Origin of the sequence: Streptomyces sp. NPDC060209 (genome assembly GCF_042728155.1) — a bacterium.
Taxonomy (GTDB): domain Bacteria; phylum Actinomycetota; class Actinomycetes; order Streptomycetales; family Streptomycetaceae; genus Streptomyces.
In genome coordinates, this window is the sequence record NZ_JBHWZS010000188.1 from 1 (window position 1) to 16745 (window position 16745).

13 protein-coding genes and 1 pseudogene are annotated in these 16745 nt (G+C 70.7%); 9 read left to right on the plus strand and 5 right to left on the minus strand.

Annotated features, from left to right (window positions below):
- Window positions 1–247 precede the first annotated feature (247 nt).
- Window positions 248–748, minus strand: coding sequence for a hypothetical protein (locus tag ACFWFI_RS28805; RefSeq protein ID WP_387395603.1), 501 nt, complete (start codon window positions 746–748; stop codon window positions 248–250).
- Window positions 749–1331: 583 nt separating this feature from the next.
- Between ACFWFI_RS28805 and ACFWFI_RS28810 the strand changes: the two genes are divergently transcribed.
- Both ACFWFI_RS28810 and ACFWFI_RS28815 read left to right on the plus strand, forming a co-directional pair.
- Window positions 1332–1769: a hypothetical protein gene (locus ACFWFI_RS28810; protein ID WP_387395605.1), complete on the plus strand. Its 438-nt coding sequence runs from the start codon at window positions 1332–1334 to the stop codon at window positions 1767–1769.
- 119 nt (window positions 1770–1888) lie between these two features.
- Window positions 1889–4794: pseudogene (locus ACFWFI_RS28815) on the plus strand (ATP-binding protein).
- 90 nt (window positions 4795–4884) lie between these two features.
- Here the strand turns inward: ACFWFI_RS28815 and ACFWFI_RS28820 are convergent.
- On the minus strand, window positions 4885–5058 hold the full coding sequence (locus ACFWFI_RS28820) for a TetR family transcriptional regulator C-terminal domain-containing protein (RefSeq protein ID WP_387395607.1): 174 nt from the start codon (window positions 5056–5058) through the stop codon (window positions 4885–4887).
- Window positions 5059–5084: 26 nt separating this feature from the next.
- Window positions 5085–5711 carry a TetR/AcrR family transcriptional regulator gene (locus tag ACFWFI_RS28825; protein ID WP_387395609.1) on the minus strand — a complete coding sequence of 209 codons (627 nt, stop codon included), beginning with the start codon at window positions 5709–5711 and terminating at the stop codon, window positions 5085–5087.
- 95 nt (window positions 5712–5806) lie between these two features.
- Between ACFWFI_RS28825 and ACFWFI_RS28830 the strand changes: the two genes are divergently transcribed.
- Complete coding sequence (locus ACFWFI_RS28830; protein ID WP_387395612.1) at window positions 5807–7432, plus strand: serine hydrolase domain-containing protein; 1626 nt, start codon at window positions 5807–5809, stop codon at window positions 7430–7432.
- Window positions 7433–7533: 101 nt separating this feature from the next.
- Here ACFWFI_RS28830 and ACFWFI_RS28835 read toward each other — a convergent pair whose 3' ends face one another.
- Window positions 7534–8103: a type 1 glutamine amidotransferase domain-containing protein gene (locus ACFWFI_RS28835; protein ID WP_387395614.1), complete on the minus strand. Its 570-nt coding sequence runs from the start codon at window positions 8101–8103 to the stop codon at window positions 7534–7536.
- A 136-nt stretch (window positions 8104–8239) separates the two neighbouring features.
- Window positions 8240–8701, minus strand: coding sequence for a DUF5709 domain-containing protein (locus ACFWFI_RS28840; protein ID WP_387395616.1), 462 nt, complete (start codon window positions 8699–8701; stop codon window positions 8240–8242).
- A gap of 550 nt (window positions 8702–9251) precedes the next feature.
- Here ACFWFI_RS28840 and ACFWFI_RS28845 point away from each other — a divergent pair.
- The 6 genes from ACFWFI_RS28845 to ACFWFI_RS28870 form a co-directional block, all read left to right on the plus strand.
- Window positions 9252–10874, plus strand: a complete 1623-nt coding sequence (locus ACFWFI_RS28845) for a bifunctional phosphatase PAP2/diacylglycerol kinase family protein (protein ID WP_387395618.1) — start codon at window positions 9252–9254, stop codon at window positions 10872–10874.
- Window position 10875: 1 nt separating this feature from the next.
- Window positions 10876–11829: a YihY/virulence factor BrkB family protein gene (locus ACFWFI_RS28850; RefSeq protein ID WP_387395620.1), complete on the plus strand. Its 954-nt coding sequence runs from the start codon at window positions 10876–10878 to the stop codon at window positions 11827–11829.
- The gene (locus tag ACFWFI_RS28855) at window positions 11830–12606 is read left to right on the plus strand and encodes a phosphatase PAP2 family protein (protein WP_387395622.1); all 777 of its coding nucleotides are present in this window, start codon (window positions 11830–11832) and stop codon (window positions 12604–12606) included.
- A 39-nt stretch (window positions 12607–12645) separates the two neighbouring features.
- Entirely contained in the window at window positions 12646–13272 is a 627-nt protein-coding gene (locus ACFWFI_RS28860; RefSeq protein ID WP_387395624.1) for an alpha-ketoglutarate-dependent dioxygenase AlkB, read from the plus strand.
- A 100-nt stretch (window positions 13273–13372) separates the two neighbouring features.
- A complete protein-coding gene (locus tag ACFWFI_RS28865) occupies window positions 13373–14689 on the plus strand; it encodes an ATP-grasp domain-containing protein (RefSeq protein WP_387395628.1) in 1317 nt (438 codons plus the stop codon).
- 36 nt (window positions 14690–14725) lie between these two features.
- Window positions 14726–16745, plus strand: a 2020-nt coding sequence (locus ACFWFI_RS28870; RefSeq protein WP_387395626.1) for a CocE/NonD family hydrolase, incomplete at its 3' end; no start/stop codon positions are given.

Here is a 16745-nt window from a genome sequence, read left to right on the forward strand (position 1 = left end):
GCCCTCGATCGTTTTGGGGGCCGGTCGGGGACCTCTTGACCGGCGTCAGCGGGTGACGACGATCGGACTCGGCAGGGGGCGAGAGGCGCGCAGCGCACTCAGGTGCGCGGTGAGTCCTGTCCCAGTGGCCGTGATCTTGTTACGTCCGGGTCGAGCCGACGCTGGGCGGTGCGCCGACGCGGCATCCCCGGAGACCTCGCCGATGCGGGCGGCCGCACGCGGCGAAGAGGAGCACCTCTCGTGGCGATCACCGGAGGGCGCCACTGCGCCTGCCCTCGTCGAGCAGAGCCTGCACCAGAGCGGACTTCGCTCCGGGCGCCACGAGCCAGAGGGGCTTGGCGGACCGGCCTCTGAAGATTTCGATGCGGTGGCAGCCCATGACGAGACCGACCACTGCCGTCTGCTGAACCCCGGTCACCTCGCTCCACGCCACGGAGTCGCGTATCCGGCCGAACCGGCCGGTGACTGCCACGCCGTCCGCGCACAGGTAACACCTGTTCACACCGAGCCGGGCGGTGAGTCGGCGCCATCCGAACTTCAGCGCGTACACCGCGGCCACCACAATGGACGTGACAAGGGCGTTGTCGTTGACGGCGGACGGGTTGACGACCGTGGTGACGAGCATGACAACCCAGAAAATCAGCAGAAACCCCCTGAACACCTGCATCATGGAGCCCATCATCGGGTTGATGACGGCGTGATCGCCGCGGATCTCGCCGAGTCCCGGACCAGCCACTCTGTTTCGCACTGACGCTCCCTCGATCGAAGCCGGATCCACGCGGATGACGTGCGCGGGGTAAGGAATGGCATGCCTGCTCCGTCGGTGCCGCGAACGGGCCCGCCGGCCTCCCGCGACGGCTGCTGTGGGAAGCGGGGCATCAGACCCGTCGCCCGACGCGGCGTCGCCACGATGCTTTCAGGATTCACACCCGGCGGCGTCGGTGGAATCACGTACATCCCTACGTAGAGAGCTGTCGGACCCGGATGAGGCCGACTGCCGCCCTCCGGACAACCCGCCGGGACACACGTGCGCCGAAGCCGGATGTACGTGGCGCATATCCGGGAAACCACGGACGCGCGGCACCGCACCGGCTGGAAGGGTGGTGGCGGTCCCGGCGGTCCCGGCCGACGCGCGTGGCGTGGGTGGCCCGGGGGCGGGGGCGGTCTGCGCGGCGACCAGCTCCGGAGGGGGAGGCGATGTGGCGAGGAAGCTGGGCCGGCGGGAGCGGAGTACGGCCGTTGCCGGAGCGGCGCTGAGTCTTGTCGTAGCCGGGTGGTTGGTCTGGTTGATCCCCGTCCCTCACCTGGCGGCCGCGGCGGGTGTCGGGCCCGTGGACGGCATCATGAGGATCACCGAGTGCTATGACGCGACCACCGCGGACGGCTATCCCAACGGCTACGCCTGTGAGGGTGTGTACACACCGCGCTCGGTCGCCCGGCCGAGGGGAGGAAAGCAGCCGCAGCGAGACATGACCCTGCACAAGGCCGACAAGAAGCACAGGGTCGGCAGCCTCGTGGAGGTGCGGACGGCCGGAGGAAAAGCATACGAATTGTCGGGTGATGCGCTGTCGCTGTGGATGATCACCACCTGGTTTCTCTTCGCTCCGTTCCTCACTCTGTCGATCTGGCTGCTGGCCTGCGCACGTCACGCCAGCTGGGCGCGGGGTAACGGCTACATAGTCTTCCTCCTGTTCACGATGCCCTTGTCTCCCATGGTCTTTGGTGTGGCCGGCCTGGTGATGGACGGGGTGAGGGCCCTGCTCGGCTGAGGCGCGTCGTTGCCTTCTGCCAGAGGCGTGCCGGCAGCGTGCTTCTCGGACCGGGTGCCGCACTACCCCACGGCCGGCTGCTCAACGTGGTAGACAATGCCGTGGAGTTGGCCAGAGGGATTACACAGGCGGGAGCGGCGCCCGACGCCGCGACAGGCCGCTCCGGCGGGAACCCCCTCGTCGGCCGCACGGCCGAAATCGCGCAGCTCGACGCCGTGCTCGATCGCCTGGGCGGGGGAAGCCCGGCGGTCGTCGATCTCACCGGTGCGGCGGGAATCGGCAAAAGCCGGCTGATGGGAGAGTTCTGCCTGCGCGCCCGGCAACGTGGTGTGACGGTGCTGCGAGGCCGGGCCACGGAGTATGAACAACACCTCCCCTTCCGGCCGTTCGCGGATGCCTTCGCCGATGTGGACGACCGCAGTCCGAGCACGGCGTCCGCGCTGCTCGCCGCGTTGTCCCCGGCTCCCGGTGGCCGGGCAACAGGGCCGTCCCCCGTGACGGGCCCACCCGCCGTCGATCGCTTTGCCCTCCACCGTTCGACGGCACGACTGTTGGCACAGCTCGGCGCGGCGGGTCTGGTGGTCGCACTGGACGACATGCACTGGGCGGACCCGGCTTCGCTGGAGCTCCTGGACCATCTCGTCCGGCACCCCGTGCCCGGTCCGGTCGTCTTCGTCGTCGCACGTCGCGACCGGCAGACTCCGCCGGCGCTCACCTGGCGCTCACCCGCGGACTCGACACCGCCGCGGTGATCCGGATCGGTCTGGCGCCGCTGGCACAACAGGAATGCGTTGAAGGGCTCGCCCCCGACCTGCCACGGGTCCGGGCATCGCAGCTCTACACGGCCAGCGAGGGCAACCCCCTGTACTTCCTCTCCCTCCTGCACGCCCACCGCGAGGGCGCCGAGCTCGGCGGAGGCACTTCCTCGATCTCGGCCGCGGACGGTTCCGACGGACTGCCGGTCGGTCTCGGATCGCTGCTGCTGAACGAGCTCACGCCGCTCAGCCCGTCGCAGCGCCGAATACTGGAGGTGGTCGCCGTGCTCGGCGACCACGCGACACCCCCCGTGATCGGTGCGACGGCCCGCCGCACCGGCGCCGAACTCGACGACGACCTGGACACCTTGGCCCGACGCGATCTCGTACGCGCAGGTCCGGGGGGTCGGTTGAGGCTGCGCCACCCGGTACTCCGGACACTGGTGTACGAGTCCGCCGCCGCGTGGCGGCGCGTCGACATCCACCGCACGGCCGCCGTCGAACTGGCTCGGGCAGGTGCCCCGGCCGTCGAGCAGGCGCAGCACATCGAACGCTCGGTGACCGCTTTCGATCCCCGGGCGATCGGCGTACTGAAGCAGGCCGCCGAACAGACCGCGTCGACGGCTCCGACGAGCTGCGCACACTGGCTGGGTACCGTGCTCCGGCTCCTCCCGGACACGGCCGAACACGCCTCCGAGCGACGACTGCTGATGCTGAGGCGCGCACGTGCGCTCGGTGTCGCCGGCGGTCTGCGGGAGAGCCGGGAGCTGCTGCACCAGGTCATCAGCACATCAGGTCCGGACGAGGCCGGCGTCAGGGCGTCGGCAGTCGTGCTGTGCGCCTTGGTGGAGCGTCACCTTGGAAGGTATCCCGAGGCGATCGCCCTCCTGCGCCGGGAGCTGAAAGGGAAGTTGGGGCCATCGCCGGCCGAGAGGGTTTCGATCGGGCTCGAACTGGGCTCCTCCGCGCCTCACAACACTCCTTATCCGCAGGTGCGGGGCGAGATGGCCCGCACTCTCGCGGAGGCCCGCTCCCTCAAGGACGAACCAGGCGAGGCAGGTGCGCTGGCGCTCGCCGCCTTCGGAGAAGCCTATGAGGGCGGCATGGTCGCGGCTGCCGGGTTCGCCGGGCAAGCGGCAGAGCTGATGGACGGCCTGCCCGACGACGACCTCGCGTCGCTGTGCGAACCCCTGGCCAGACTCGGCTGGGCGGAGGCATTCATGGGCCGCTTCATCGACGCCGAGCGCCACGCCGACCGGGGCCTCGAGATCGCCCGGCGCAGCGGGCAGGTCTACCTCCTGCCGCTTCTGCTGCTGTGCAAGGCGCACGTCCGGATCCAGACCTGCCGGCTGCCGTCGGCACGGCAACTGGCCGACGAGGCGGAGGACATCGCACGAGGCATCGGCAGCAGTGAACTGCTGGCATTCGTCCTGGCCAACAAAGCTCAGGTTCTGGTGGTGGCATCCGCGCCCGGTGACCCGGAGGCGTTGGCCGTGGCCGAGGAAGCAGTCGTCAGCATGGGACCGAGCGACAACTGGCGGGCGTCCATGGCCTGGTGCATGCTCGGCTACGCGGCGCTCACCGGCGGCGACCCGCACCGCGCCCGGGACGCCCTGCTCCGGGCGGGCGGCGACGACCTGCATGGCCTACAGCCCTCGATGCGCCCTCTGTTCCTCGAACTTCTCGTGACCGCGGCCCTGCTCACGGGGGACACCGGTTCCGCGTCCGCCTGGGCCGAGCGGGCGCGCAAGGAGGCGGACCGGCTCGGCCTGCCCCTGCAGCGTGCCTCCGCCATGCGGAGCGCGGCTCAATTGTCGCTGCACGGTGGCGACCCGGTGACAGCGGCGGCCCTGCTCTCCGAGGCGGCCGAGGAATGCGCACGGTCCGGCGCGGTCTTCTGGGAGGCGCGATCGCTGCTGCTCGCCGCCCCGGTTCTGACGGCTGCCGGGTTCCCGGCACGGGGCGAGACGGTGCGCGAGAGGGGGCATCGGCTGGCCACGGCCGGGGGCGCACACCTGCTTGCCGGTCTGGCGGCGATGGCTGGGCCGCCCGCGCCCCGGACGAGCTCCAGCATCCCTCAACCGCTGGAGTCGTTGACGGCACGTGAACGGGAGGTCGCCGAACTGGTCGCCGAGGGTCTCACGAACCAGGCGATCGCTGACCGGCTCTACCTCAGTCCGCGCACGGTCGAGACCCACCTCTCCCGTGTGTACCGTAAGACCGGCGTCACCTCCCGTGCTGCCCTGGCCGCGATGATGGCCCGCATCTGACTGCGCCTCATCGGCCTTGAGCCGAGTGCGGAGAACGGAGGAGTGCGGAGAGCGCCCCTCCGGCAGGGGTGAAGGTGCGAGGTGTGCCGATCAGGCGGGTGGGCCTTCCAGCAGGTGGCCGATGTGGTGCTTGAGGATGGCCGGCGCCGCGGCCGAGGTGTGATGGCCTGCCAGGACGTGGACCGTGAGGCCGTCGGCCAGGGCCAGGAGCGTGCGCGCCTCGAGTTCGGGGTCCAGGTCCCGGCGGACTTCGCCGGGGAGCATGAGGTCCTGATCGGCCGCCCGTCAGTTCACTCGTACTGGCGGCAGCGTCCGGGGAAGGCCTCCCGGACCCGTGCGGAGACGAGGTTCAGGGCGGTGCGGGAGGCGGTCTCGTCGGGGTCGGAGCCGAGTTGAAGAGCGAGTCCCTCGACCAGGCTGTGCAGTTCGAGGGCGGCGAGACCCGGGTCGGTGCCGCCCGGGACCTCGCCGCACTCCTTGCCGTTGTGGACGGCTCCGGCGAGCAGTGAGCGGATGCGCCTGCCCGTCTCGGCATGGGCACGGGCGAGGTGCGGGTTGTCGACCGTGCGGCCGACGAAGGCCAGTGTGACGCGGTGTGCGGAGCGACGCGGTGGGTCCACCGGGAGCCACTCGGCGAGGCCGTCGACGACCACGTCGCGGATCGGCAATCGCTCGGACCTTGATCGGTCCTCGAGTGCCGAAACCCGCTCGAGGGTCTTCTGGACGACCCTCTCGTGCGTGAACAGCAGCATCTCGTCCTTCGTCGGGAAGTAGTGCTGTACGTGGCCGACGGAAACCCCGGCCTCGGCGGCGGTCCGGGCCACGGTGACCCGGTCGAGGCCCTGCTCGGTGATCAACTGCTGGACCGCGTCGGCGACCTGGATTCGCCTGGCTTGGTGATCGACGACCTTCGGCATGCCGTCAGGATATCTGCCGGCGGTCCTTGCGGACCTCTTTTACCGTATGGCTATATTGTAAAAACTGACAGGCGGAACGAAGAGGGGGCTGGGGCATGGGGACGACCGCAACAGTGAGGCGACGCCGATGGCGTGTGTGGTTCGGGAAGGTGTCGGGCGCGGCGCTGGTCGCGACTGCGGGGTTCGGGCTCACGGTGCCCGGGGCGGCGGCTGCCGGGACCGCTGTCGTCGAGTCCCGGGGTGCTGTCGATGCCGGGCGCTGGTCGGCGATCGACGACTTCGTCGAGGGCCGCCTCGATGCGACCGGTACGCCCGGTGCTGCGATCGCGGTGATCGAGGGTGGGCGCGTCGTGCATGAGAAGGGCTTCGGCAAGGACGGGCAGGGGCAGGCCGTGACGCCCGACACTCCGTTCCTGTGGGGGTCGGTCGCGAAGCCGCTCACCGCCCTGGCCGTCATGCAGCTGGTGGAGGTGGGCCGGGTGGCCCTCGACGCCCCGGTGCGGACGTATCTTCCCTGGTTCCGGCTCGCCTACAAGGATGTGTCCGACCGCATCACGGTCCGGCAGCTGCTCACCAATACCAGCGGTATTCCGGCCTCCGCCGACGCTGGGACAGCGGACCGCTACGACAACGCGCCGGGTGCGCTCGCTGAAGCGGTCCGTGATCTCGAGCAGATCGCTCCCGACGCCGAGCCGGGCGAGTCCTACGCCTACTCCAGTGCCGGTTACGCCGTGCTCGGCGCGTTGGTCGAGGAGGTCTCCGGGCGGGACTTCGGCACTCACCTGCGCGAGGAGATCCTCGACCCCCTCGGCATGGAACACGCCGTCGCCTCCGAGCGGGACTTCGAACGGGAGCGCGTGGCGCCGGGGCACCGCTTCCTCTTCGACGATCCGGTGCCGTTCGATGCTCCGTATGACACCTCGGGCGTTCCCTCGGCCCATGTCGGGGGCAGCGTAGGAGACTTGAGTCGTCTCGCACTCGCTGAGCTCGGCGGCGGACAGGTGGACGGGCGCCGCGTGCTCTCGGCCGAGGGGATCACGGAGACCCAGCGCGGTCAGGTCGACAGCGACATCGACCGCTTCGGGCTCGGCTGGTCGGTCGGCACCCTCGAGGGCACGGGCGAGCGCATGGTCTGGAAGTCCGGATCACTGCCCGGCCACGACGCCATGGTCGTGATGCTCCCCGACAGCGGCCGGGCGGTGATCGTCCTGCAGAACGCCTTTCACCTGCTCCGCGCCCAGGAGTTCCACCATGCCGCGCTCGGAGCGGCCCGGATCCTGTCCGGAGCGGACCCGGGCAGCGCATCGGCCGAACTGCCTGTCTCCGCCCTGCCGTGGATCATGGTCGCGCTCGCGGGAGTCCTGGCGCTGTGTGTGGCGGCCCCGGTCCTGCGCGTCCTGCCCGGACGCCGGACGGCGGCCCGCTCCCGCTCCCGGCGCCGGATCGTCCTCAACACCCTCGGGGCGGTTGCCGCATCGCTGACCCTCGCTGTGTCGTTGTGGTGGGTGCTGCCCGAAGCCCTCGGTGGCACGCTCACATCGGCACTGCTGTGGCTGCCCGACGCGGCCTGGGGCGCGGTGGGTGTCGTGGTTCTCGCCCTGCTGCTCGCGGCGGAACGTACGGTTCTCGCCATGGTGGACCTGTGGGGGCGGGACGAGAACCTGCCGGATCGCACCGAGCCCGCGCCGCGTGTCACGCCCGGCTCCGGTGCCCTTTGCTGAGCAGGGGCATCGGCGGGAGAGCGGCGGCCTCCTCCGTCGCACGGACGATGATCAGCGCATCGGTCCGCCTCAGGCATCGGACCGCATCACGGGAGTTGTGATTACGTCAGGGATGCCCCGAGCGCGGTGCTGATCTCCCTCACGAACGGCTCCAGATCGCCCGGGTTGCGCGAAGTGATCAGCGTCCAGCCACCGGAACCGTCCGTCACGACCGGTTCGTCGGCCCATTCGCCGCCCGCGTTGCGGATGTCGGTCCGCAGCGACGCGTAGGAGGTCAGTCGCTTGTCCGTGACGACGCCTGCTTCGACCAGCGCCCAGGGGCCGTGGCAGATGGCCGCGACCGGGCGTCCGGAGTCCGTGAAGGAACGGATGATTCCGGTGGTGGCGCTCTGGAGCCGGAGGGTGTCGGCGTTCAGGGTGCCGCCCGGGATGAGCAGCAGGTCGTAGTCCGCGGGGTCGGCGTCGGCCAGTGTGAGATCGGGACGCACGGTCTTCCCCGGATCCTTGTCACCGACCAGCGTCACGATGTCGTCCATCGACACGGCCGCTACGTCGACCTGGACTCCCGCACCGCGGAGTTGTTCGAGAGGAACCAGGAGCTCGTCCTGTTCAACGCCGTAGTTGGTGACCACGGCCAGGATCTTCCGCTGCTTCACGCTGTTGCCGGTCATCGGCGTCACCTTTCCTCCGAGCGGTCCACCGGGTTGTGGCCCTTGATCGTGGCGTTCCCCTGATCGGTGGGGGTATGTGTCCCGGCCCCTGCGGCCCTGGCCCGGACCCGTGCGGACCAGGGCCGGACGGCCGGGATCAGGCTTCCTCGTCCTCCTGGATGTGGACGGCCGCCTCCTCGGCGGAGGCCGCACCTCCGTCGATGCCGACGTCACGTCCAAGCACCCTGTTGTTCCGCACGGAACCGGGTTCCTCGTCGGCGGCGGCGACGCGTCCGGCGCGCTCGTCCCCGGCGTCGTCCTCCTCAGGGCCGTTGTCCTCCGGCCCGTCGTCGGCCCCTTCCGCCCGGAGCGGGTCGTCCTCGGGCACCTCCTGTGCGAGGCGCCGGTCGAGGGACTCGCCCTCCCTCTGCTCCTCGCCGGTCGTGCCGTACTTCGACACGCCCAAGGGCTTCTCCGGCGGGGAGTACCCCATGTCCAGCATGTCGTCGAGGTCGGGCTCGTCGATCACGTTCTCCGGGTCGAGATCGTCCGTCGGCCGGTTGTCCATGTCCGAACCATCCGGCTGGTAGACGTCGTCACCGCGTCCTTCTTCCGACATCGGGCCGCTCCTTCCCTTGAGGTATGCCGTATCCGCCGTCGCCCGTACGTGGGCCTTGCGGCGTCGCCGCTCTCCTGCCCACGTGCGCGCACGTCAATGATGCGGCTTCTCCCGGGTTGCCGCGCTCCCTCCCGGGCACCTGCGGCTCGACTGCCGGCAGGAGCGGAAGTCCTGGTCAGGCCCATGGTGGTCACACCACTCGGCCTCGGCAGCTTATGGCCGATCCCGGGCCGCTGCGACCGGGAAGGACGCCGGCGCGCGCCGGAGGGGGAGAGGGGCTCGGGCCGGCGGCAGGTCTGGAGGGGCGAGGAAGGGGAAGACGGCGAAACGCCGGGACGAGCCCCGGCCCCACTCGTAGCCCGAGGGACACCGAAGCGACGGGAACGCCATGCCGACCGACATACCGGAAAGACCCACAGCCCAAAGACCCACAGCCCTCCCCGGCGGGCACCTTCCCGCCACGCCGCCGCATACCGGTGCGCACCACCGGTCCCTTCGGCCCCGGGCCGGCACGGAGCGCCCGCGCCGTGTGCCGGAGACCGCCGGGGGCATGAGCCGGGCCGTCGGAGTAGTCGTCTCGATGGCCGTCTGCCAGGCCGCCCTGATGGTGGGGCTCGGGCTCCTGGTCACGGGGCCCGCGGCCCGGGTATGGCCGCTGACGTCCGAGGACGAGGTCACCGACGCGCTGGAGCGGGCCCGCACCGGCACACTCGACACGGTGTCCCTCGTCGTGTCCGAGGCGGGCGACACGGCCACGGTCGTCGTCGGTACCCTCCTCGCCTGTCTCGTCCTGCTGCTGGTTCCGAGGCTGCCCAGGTGGCGGGACGCGCTCTTCCTCGCTGTCGCCGTCTCGCTCCAGTCCCTGGTCTTCCTGGTCGTCACCGAAGCGGTGGACCGTACCCGGCCGGACGTCGAACGCCTCGACGCCTCGCCCCCCACCTCCAGCTACACCTCCGGACACACCGGCGCGGCCACCGCCCTCTACGCCGGCCTCGCGGCCCTGGTCCTGCACCGGACGAAGGGCCCGTGGCGCAGAGCCGTAGCGGTGCTGCTGCTGCTCGTGCCCCTGCTGGTGGGTGTCGCCCGCGCGTACCGGGGGATGCACCATCCGACGGACATCGCGGGAGGTCTGCTGAACGGCGGACTGTCCCTGCTGATCGTCGGACGGGCCCTGCTCGCCGGACCGCACGTGCCGGCCGCCGCGCCCGCGGCCCGTGAGGAGCCGGCCCCCGGGGCGCCGACCGGTCCGGTTGCCGGCCGCACATCGGTGGTCTTCAACCCCACCGTCACCGACGAGGCGGCCTGTGCCGGCCTGCGACAGGTCCTCGACGACCACGGCCACCACGGAGCGGACTTCGTGCCGACCACGGCCGAAGACCCGGGGGAGGGACAGACGGCGCACGCGGTGCGGGAAGGGGCGTCACTCGTCGTGGTCTGCGGCGGTGACGGGACGATTCGCGCGGCCGCGGAGGCGCTGGCCGGCACGGGCATACCGCTCGCCGTGGTGCCCTGCGGCACGGGCAACCTCCTCGCGCGCAACCTGGGTCTGCCGGTGAAACCGGTGGAGGCGCTGGCAGGCGCACTGCGTGGCGCTCCGCACCGCATCGACCTCGGGCGGATCGAGGGCGACGGCCTTGCGCCCTCGCACTTCACGGTGATGTCAGGGGCCGGGCTCGACGCCGCGATGCTGGAGCGCACCAGCGACCGGGCCAAGGCCGTGCTCGGCTGGCCCGCCTATGTGATGGCGGGCCTGAGGGAGCTGCGCACGCCCAGGATGCGTCTGACGATCGGCATCGACGGGGCACGGCCCCTGCGACGCACCGCGCGGATGGTGCTCGTCGCCAACACCGGCAAGGTGCAGGGCGGCGCCGCCCTGGTCCCGGCGGCCCGGCCCGACGACGGGCTGCTCGACCTCATGATCCTCGACCCGCGCGGACCGGTGGGCTGGCTGAGCGCGGTCGCGTCGATGGTGCGCCGCCGGCCGGATGGGGAGACCGGCCGCTCGGGCACATCCCGTTCCGTGGAGTACTTCACCTTCCGTCGGGCGGACGTCCGCTTCGAGGCGCCGCAGCAGCGCGAACTGGACGGCGACCCCGTGGCCCCGGGCCGGCGCCTCGTCGCCGAGGTCAGGCCCGGCGCGCTGACGGTGCTCATGCCTGTGCGAGGAGAGTGAGATGGGCACCGCCACCAGGGTCCCGCAGACCCGCGACATGGCCGGCAGCGAGCTCTCCGGTGACGAGGCGCTGGCCACCCTGCGGCGCTACGGCCGCTGGCCGCTGCTGCGCGACTCCTTCGTCCGCTTCCGCTACGCCGACGGCTTCAGTCACTCCCGGGCGCTGGCCCTGCAGACCGTGCTGGCCGTCGTGCCGCTGGTCATCGCCTTCGTCGGGCTGTCGACGGCCCTCCACACGGAGGACCTGGGCAGGGTGGCGGAACTGACGATCCATCGGATCACGGCTGGGCCCAGCTCCGAGGTAGTCGACGACGCCTTGAACCGCAGCCGGCAGAGGGCCGACGACGGGGCCCAGGTCGCCCTCTGGTTCGGACTGGTCTTCTCCCTCACCAACACCACGACGGCCATGTGCCAGATAGAGCGCGGTGCCAACCGCATCTACGGGGTCGAGCGCGACCGGGTCTTCCATCTGAAGTACCTGCGGGGTCTGGTGATGTCGCTCACCGCCGGCATTCCTCTCGGCATCGGCTTCGTCGCGATGGTGGCCGGAGGCGATCTCGTGGCGGCCGTGGTCGACGTGTACGACCTCGGTGCCGGCGCCCGGTCCGCCTGGGACCTGCTGCGCTGGCCCGCAGGAGTGGTCCTCGTACTCCTCTCGGCGAGCGCGATATTCCGCCGCTCCCCGAGACGCCGTCAGCCGGGCTACACCTGGCTGGCCTTCGGCGCCGCCGTGTATCTGGTGCTCTGGACCACGCTGACCTGGCTGCTCAGCCTCTATCTGGAGGTCAGTGGTTCGTTCGACACCGTGTACGGCCCGCTCACGGCCTTCATGTCCCTGCTGCTCTGGGCCTACCTCACCTCCATCGCCCTCTTCCTTGGCCTCTCCTTCGCCGCCCAGCTGGAGGCGGTGCGGGCCAGGCTGTCCGATCCCGTACAACCCGATCCAGGAGCGTGAATGACCGCCCGACCCGCTGCCACGGCCCCACGACGGAGCCGCCGCGACGCCGACCGCAGATTCGGGATCCGGCTGTTCGGTTCCGCGGCCGTCGCCGCCGTCGCCGCCGCCGTCTTCGGTCTCCTGCTGGTCCTGGTGGAGAGCGGGTGGCATCCGCTGCGGCTCCTCGACGCGGGTGCGGCCCGGTGGCTGAACCGGACCGCTCTCGACCATCCGGCGTGGACCGGCACCCTGCGCTTCTTCTCCGACGTGGTGTGGGACCCCGTGACGTTGCGCGCGGCGGTCGCGGTGCTCACCCTGTGGCTGGCGTACCGCCGCGCCTGGCGTCTGGCCGCCTGGTCGGCCGTCACGGCGGTGGCCGGCGGGCTGACGGGGCTGCTCGCGAAGACCGTCGTCGAGCGGGCGAGGCCTGCCCTTCCGGACCCCGTGGCGCACGCTCCCGGCTTCTCCTTCCCTTCCGGTCACGCCATGACTGCCACGACCTCGTTCGCGATCCTGCTGCTCGTCCTCCTGCCCATGGTGCGACGCGGCCTCCGGCCCCTTTGCTGGGCCGTGGCAGCCGTGTCGGTGCTGGGCGTGGGATTCACCCGCATCGCGCTGGGCGTCCACTGGCTCAGCGACGTGGCCGGCGGCTGGACGCTCGGGCTGGCCGTGGTGGCACTGACCGGCTGGTCCTTCGAGGCATGGCGCGCCGACGCGGGCCTCGGCCGGACCGAGGTCGCCGAGGGACTGGAGCCGGAGCTCGGCGACGACGATCCGGAGTCGCCCAGCACCTGAAGGGAACGTTTGTTCTAATACCCGGGTAGACTTGTCGCCATGTCCGTTCATCTCCAGGGTTCGCTGTTCGACCAGGCCGACCGTCCGCACCTGGGCCGGCTCACCGGGCTGCGCAGGACGGTCCTCGGCGACGGGGCGTGGATCGACCTGCTGCCGGGCTGGCTGAGCGGCGCCGACGAGCTCTTCTCGGAGCTCGCGGCAGAGGTGCCCTGGCGAGCGGAGCGCCGGCAGATGTACGACCGGACGGTCGACGTGCCCCGGCTGCTCGCCTTCTACCGCGCCGAGGACGCGCTGCCGAGCCCCGTTCTGGACGAGGCCCGCGACGCGCTGTCCTCCCACTACGGCGACGAGCTGGGCGAGCCCTTCACCACCGCCGGGCTCTGCTACTACCGCGACGGGCGCGACAGCGTCGCCTGGCACGGCGACCTGAACGGACGCAGCTCGCACGAGGACACGATGGTGGCGATCCTCTCCCTCGGCGCCCCGCGTGATCTGCTCCTGCGTCCGTGCCGCGGCGGCGACACCGTGCGCCGGCCGCTCGGCCACGGCGACCTGATCGTCATGGGCGGATCCTGCCAGCGCACCTGGCAGCACGCCGTTCCCAAGACCGCGCACGCCCGGGGGCCGCGGATCAGCGTCCAGTACCGCCCGCGGGGAGTGCGCTGAAGCGGCGTGGCAAGAGGCCGGAGGACGTCTCTGCATGTCGGCCACCGGCCAGGGCAGGCGCTGTGGTGTGCAGGAGTACTCCTACCGAACGGACACCCACATGCCGCAGGTGCAGCGCAAGAACATCTTCGTCGTCGGCCTCGACGACTCGAACCTGCCGACGCTGGAGGCGGTCCCGGACGCAGGCTCCTACCGGTTCCACCACCTGTTGAGCGTCGAGGAACTGCAGGAGGGCGAGGTGTCCGTGCCCCGCCTGATGGACCGTGCCCGAGCCGTACTCGACGCGCACGACGGCAGCATCGACGCGATCGTCGGTTACTGGGACTTCCCGGTGAGCACCCTCGTCCCGATGCTCGGCAAGGAGTACGGAGTGCGTACCACCGGCCTCGAATCCGTCGTCAAGTGCGAGCACAAGTACTGGAGCCGGCTCGAACAGCAGAAGGTCATCGACGAACATCCGCGCTTCGGCCGGGTGGACCTGGACGCGGACGACCCGAAGCCCCCCGAGGGCGTGAACTTCCCCATGTGGCTCAAGCCGGCTCTCGCCTACTCGTCCGAGCTGGCGTACGGAGTCTCCGACATGACGGAGTTCCGGAAGGCCGTCGACGAGATCCGGGCAGGCATCGGCCGCGTCGGCAGGCCCTTCGACTCCGTACTCGAACTGCTGGAACTCCCACCGGAGATGGAAGGAGTAGGAGGCCAGGTCTGCCTCGCCGAGGAGGCCATGACCGGAATCCAGGTGGCCGTCGAGGGGTACGTCCACGAGGGCAGGGCGACCGTGTACGGCGTACTGGACTCGATCAACTACCCGGCCTCCCCGTGCTTCCTGCGCCACCAGTACCCGAGCAGCCTCCCCGCACCGGTGATCCGCAAGCTCCACGACGTCAGCGAGCGGACCATGCAGCAGATCGGCCTGGAATCGGCCACCTTCAGCATCGAGTACTTCTACGACCCGAAGACGCAGGACATCAGCCTCCTGGAGATCAACCCCCGGCACTCGCAGTCCCACGCCGAACTCTTCGACTACGTCGACGGCGTGCCCAACCACCACCGCATGCTCAGCCTCGCGCTGGGCCAGGACCCGGCGCTCACCGGGGGCAAGGGGCCCTACGCCGTGGCCGCCAAGTGGTACTACCGCTGGTTCGGCGACGGCAAGGTGCACGAGGTGCCCACCCCGGAACGGATCGCCGCCATCGAACGCGAGATACCCGGAGTGCGAATCGACGTCGTACCCGAGGAGGGGCAGAAGCTCTCCACCATCTCCCAGCAGGACAGTTACAGCTACGAAGTGGCACACATCTTCACCGGAGGAGACGACGAGGAGGACCTGCGCCGCAAGTTCGACCAAGCCGTGGCCGCCCTCGGCCTCACCTTCGACGAGACCGAGCCGGGAGGCCGCGGCACGAAGACCAAGTGACCTGCCAGGTCCTGCACGACGAAAGGAGGTCGCGGCATGCGTCACGTCGACCAACTGCCCTGCGCGATCCAGGAAGAGAAGCACGTCACGATCCCCATGGAGGACGGAGTCAAGCTCTCCGCACGGATCTGGCGTCCCACCGCCTCGGACGCGGAACCCGTGCCGGCCGTCCTCGAGTACATCCCGTACCGCAAGAACGACCTGACCTCCACGCGCGACGCCATCCACCACCCCTACATCGCCGGACACGGATACGCGTGCGTGCGAGTGGACCTGCGGGGGACGGGGGAGTCGGAGGGCGTGCTGCTGGACGAGTACCTCGAACAGGAACAGAGCGACGCCGAGGCCGTGCTGGCCTGGATCGCCGAGCAGTCCTGGTGCGACGGGAACACCGGCATGATGGGCATCTCCTGGGGCGCCTTCGCCGCGCTCCAGACGGCCGCACGCAGGCCGCCGAGCCTGCGCGCCATCTGCATCGCGTCGTTCACCGACGACAGGTACGCGGACGACATGCACTACCTCGGCGGCGCCATGCTGTCCGACAACCTGGCCGAGGCCGGGACCATGTTCGCGTACGCCACGTGTCCGCCCGATCCGGCCGTGGTCGGTGAACGCTGGCGGGAGATGTGGCGTGAACGGCTCGACGCCGCACGCCCCTGGGTCCTGGAGTGGCTGCGTCACCAGAACAGGGACGACTACTGGCGCCACGCCAGCCTCAGCGAGGACTACTCGGCCCTGCGCTGCCCGGTGCTCGCCTCGAGCGGCTGGGCCGACGGCTACTCCAACGCCGTCACCCGGCTGCTGAGCCGGGTCGACGTGCCGCGCAAGGGCCTGATCGGCCCCTGGTCCCACAAGCTCCCGCACCTCGGCGAGCCGGGGCCGGCCATCGGATACCTCCAGGAAGTCGTGCGCTGGTGGGACCACTGGCTCAAGGGCGTCGACAACGGCGTCATGGACGGCCCCATGCTCCGGGCCTGGATGCAGGAGAGCGTCCCGCCCTCCACCTCGTACGAGGAGCGGCCCGGCCGGTGGGTCGGCGAGCCGTCCTGGCCTTCGCCGAACGTCGATGAAGCCGTTCTCCCGCTCATCGACGGCGCCTTGGGCAAGCCGGAGGACCGCGGTGACCGGGAGGACCGTGTCCACACCGTGCAGTCGCCGCTGTCCGTCGGCCAGTTCGCCGGCAAGTGGGCCTCGTACAACGCCCCGCCGGACCTGCCCTACGACCAGCGCGAGGAGGACGGCGGCTCGCTCGTCTTCCAGACCGAGCCGCTGGCCGAGCGCGTCGAGGTCCTTGGCGCTCCCGTCCTCGACGTGGAGGTGGCCGCGGACGCACCGGCCGCGCAGCTGAACGTCAGGCTGTCCGACGTCGCACCCGACGGGCGCTCGACCCGGGTGACCTACGGCGTACTCAACCTGACCCACCGCGACAGCCAGGACGTCCCCGAGGCGCTGGAACCGGGCAGGCGCTACCGGGTGCGCGTACCGCTCCACAGCATCGCGCAGGCGTTCCCGCCCGGGCACCGCATCCGGCTGTCGCTGTCCACCTCGTACTGGCCGCTCGTGTGGCCGGCCCCCGGACCCGCGCTGCTCAGCGTGTACGAGAAGGGGAGCACCCTGACCCTGCCCGTCCGTCCCGACGACGTACCGGAGGACAAGGCCCTGCCCCCCTTCGGCGAGCCCGAGGGCTGCGCGCCGCCCGCTGTCACCCGGCTGAGCGAGCCGGAACAGGCGTGGACCGTGACCCGGGACCTGGTGGACTACCGGTCGGTGCTCGACATCGTCAAGGACCGCGGACTCCAGCGGTACGAGGACACCGGGATCGAGACCGGACTGAGGGCCTGCGAGAAGTACAGCTGGATCGGCGAGGACTTCGGATCGGTGCGCGGTGAGTCGGCCTGGGAGATGCGCTTCGGCCGCCCCGACTGGGACGTGCGGGTGGAGACGCGCACCGTGCTGACGTCGGACCAGGACGACTTCCATGTGGACGCGACGCTCGACGGGTACGAGGACGGGCGCCGGGTCTTCTCCCGCACCTGGAACGAACGGATCCCCAGGG

Coding starts and splice junctions, on each gene's coding strand:
- ACFWFI_RS28840 (WP_387395616.1), bottom strand. CDS start 8,701: ATGTCGGAAGAAGGACGCGGTGACGACGTCTACCAGCCGGATGGTTCG.
- ACFWFI_RS28835 (WP_387395614.1), bottom strand. CDS start 8,103: ATGACCGGCAACAGCGTGAAGCAGCGGAAGATCCTGGCCGTGGTCACC.
- ACFWFI_RS28820 (WP_387395607.1), bottom strand. CDS start 5,058: ATGCTCCCCGGCGAAGTCCGCCGGGACCTGGACCCCGAACTCGAGGCG.
- ACFWFI_RS28860 (WP_387395624.1), top strand. CDS start 12,646: ATGTCCGTTCATCTCCAGGGTTCGCTGTTCGACCAGGCCGACCGTCCG.
- ACFWFI_RS28825 (WP_387395609.1), bottom strand. CDS start 5,711: ATGCCGAAGGTCGTCGATCACCAAGCCAGGCGAATCCAGGTCGCCGAC.
- ACFWFI_RS28865 (WP_387395628.1), top strand. CDS start 13,373: ATGCCGCAGGTGCAGCGCAAGAACATCTTCGTCGTCGGCCTCGACGAC.
- ACFWFI_RS28845 (WP_387395618.1), top strand. CDS start 9,252: ATGAGCCGGGCCGTCGGAGTAGTCGTCTCGATGGCCGTCTGCCAGGCC.
- ACFWFI_RS28850 (WP_387395620.1), top strand. CDS start 10,876: ATGGGCACCGCCACCAGGGTCCCGCAGACCCGCGACATGGCCGGCAGC.
- ACFWFI_RS28830 (WP_387395612.1), top strand. CDS start 5,807: ATGGGGACGACCGCAACAGTGAGGCGACGCCGATGGCGTGTGTGGTTC.
- ACFWFI_RS28855 (WP_387395622.1), top strand. CDS start 11,830: ATGACCGCCCGACCCGCTGCCACGGCCCCACGACGGAGCCGCCGCGAC.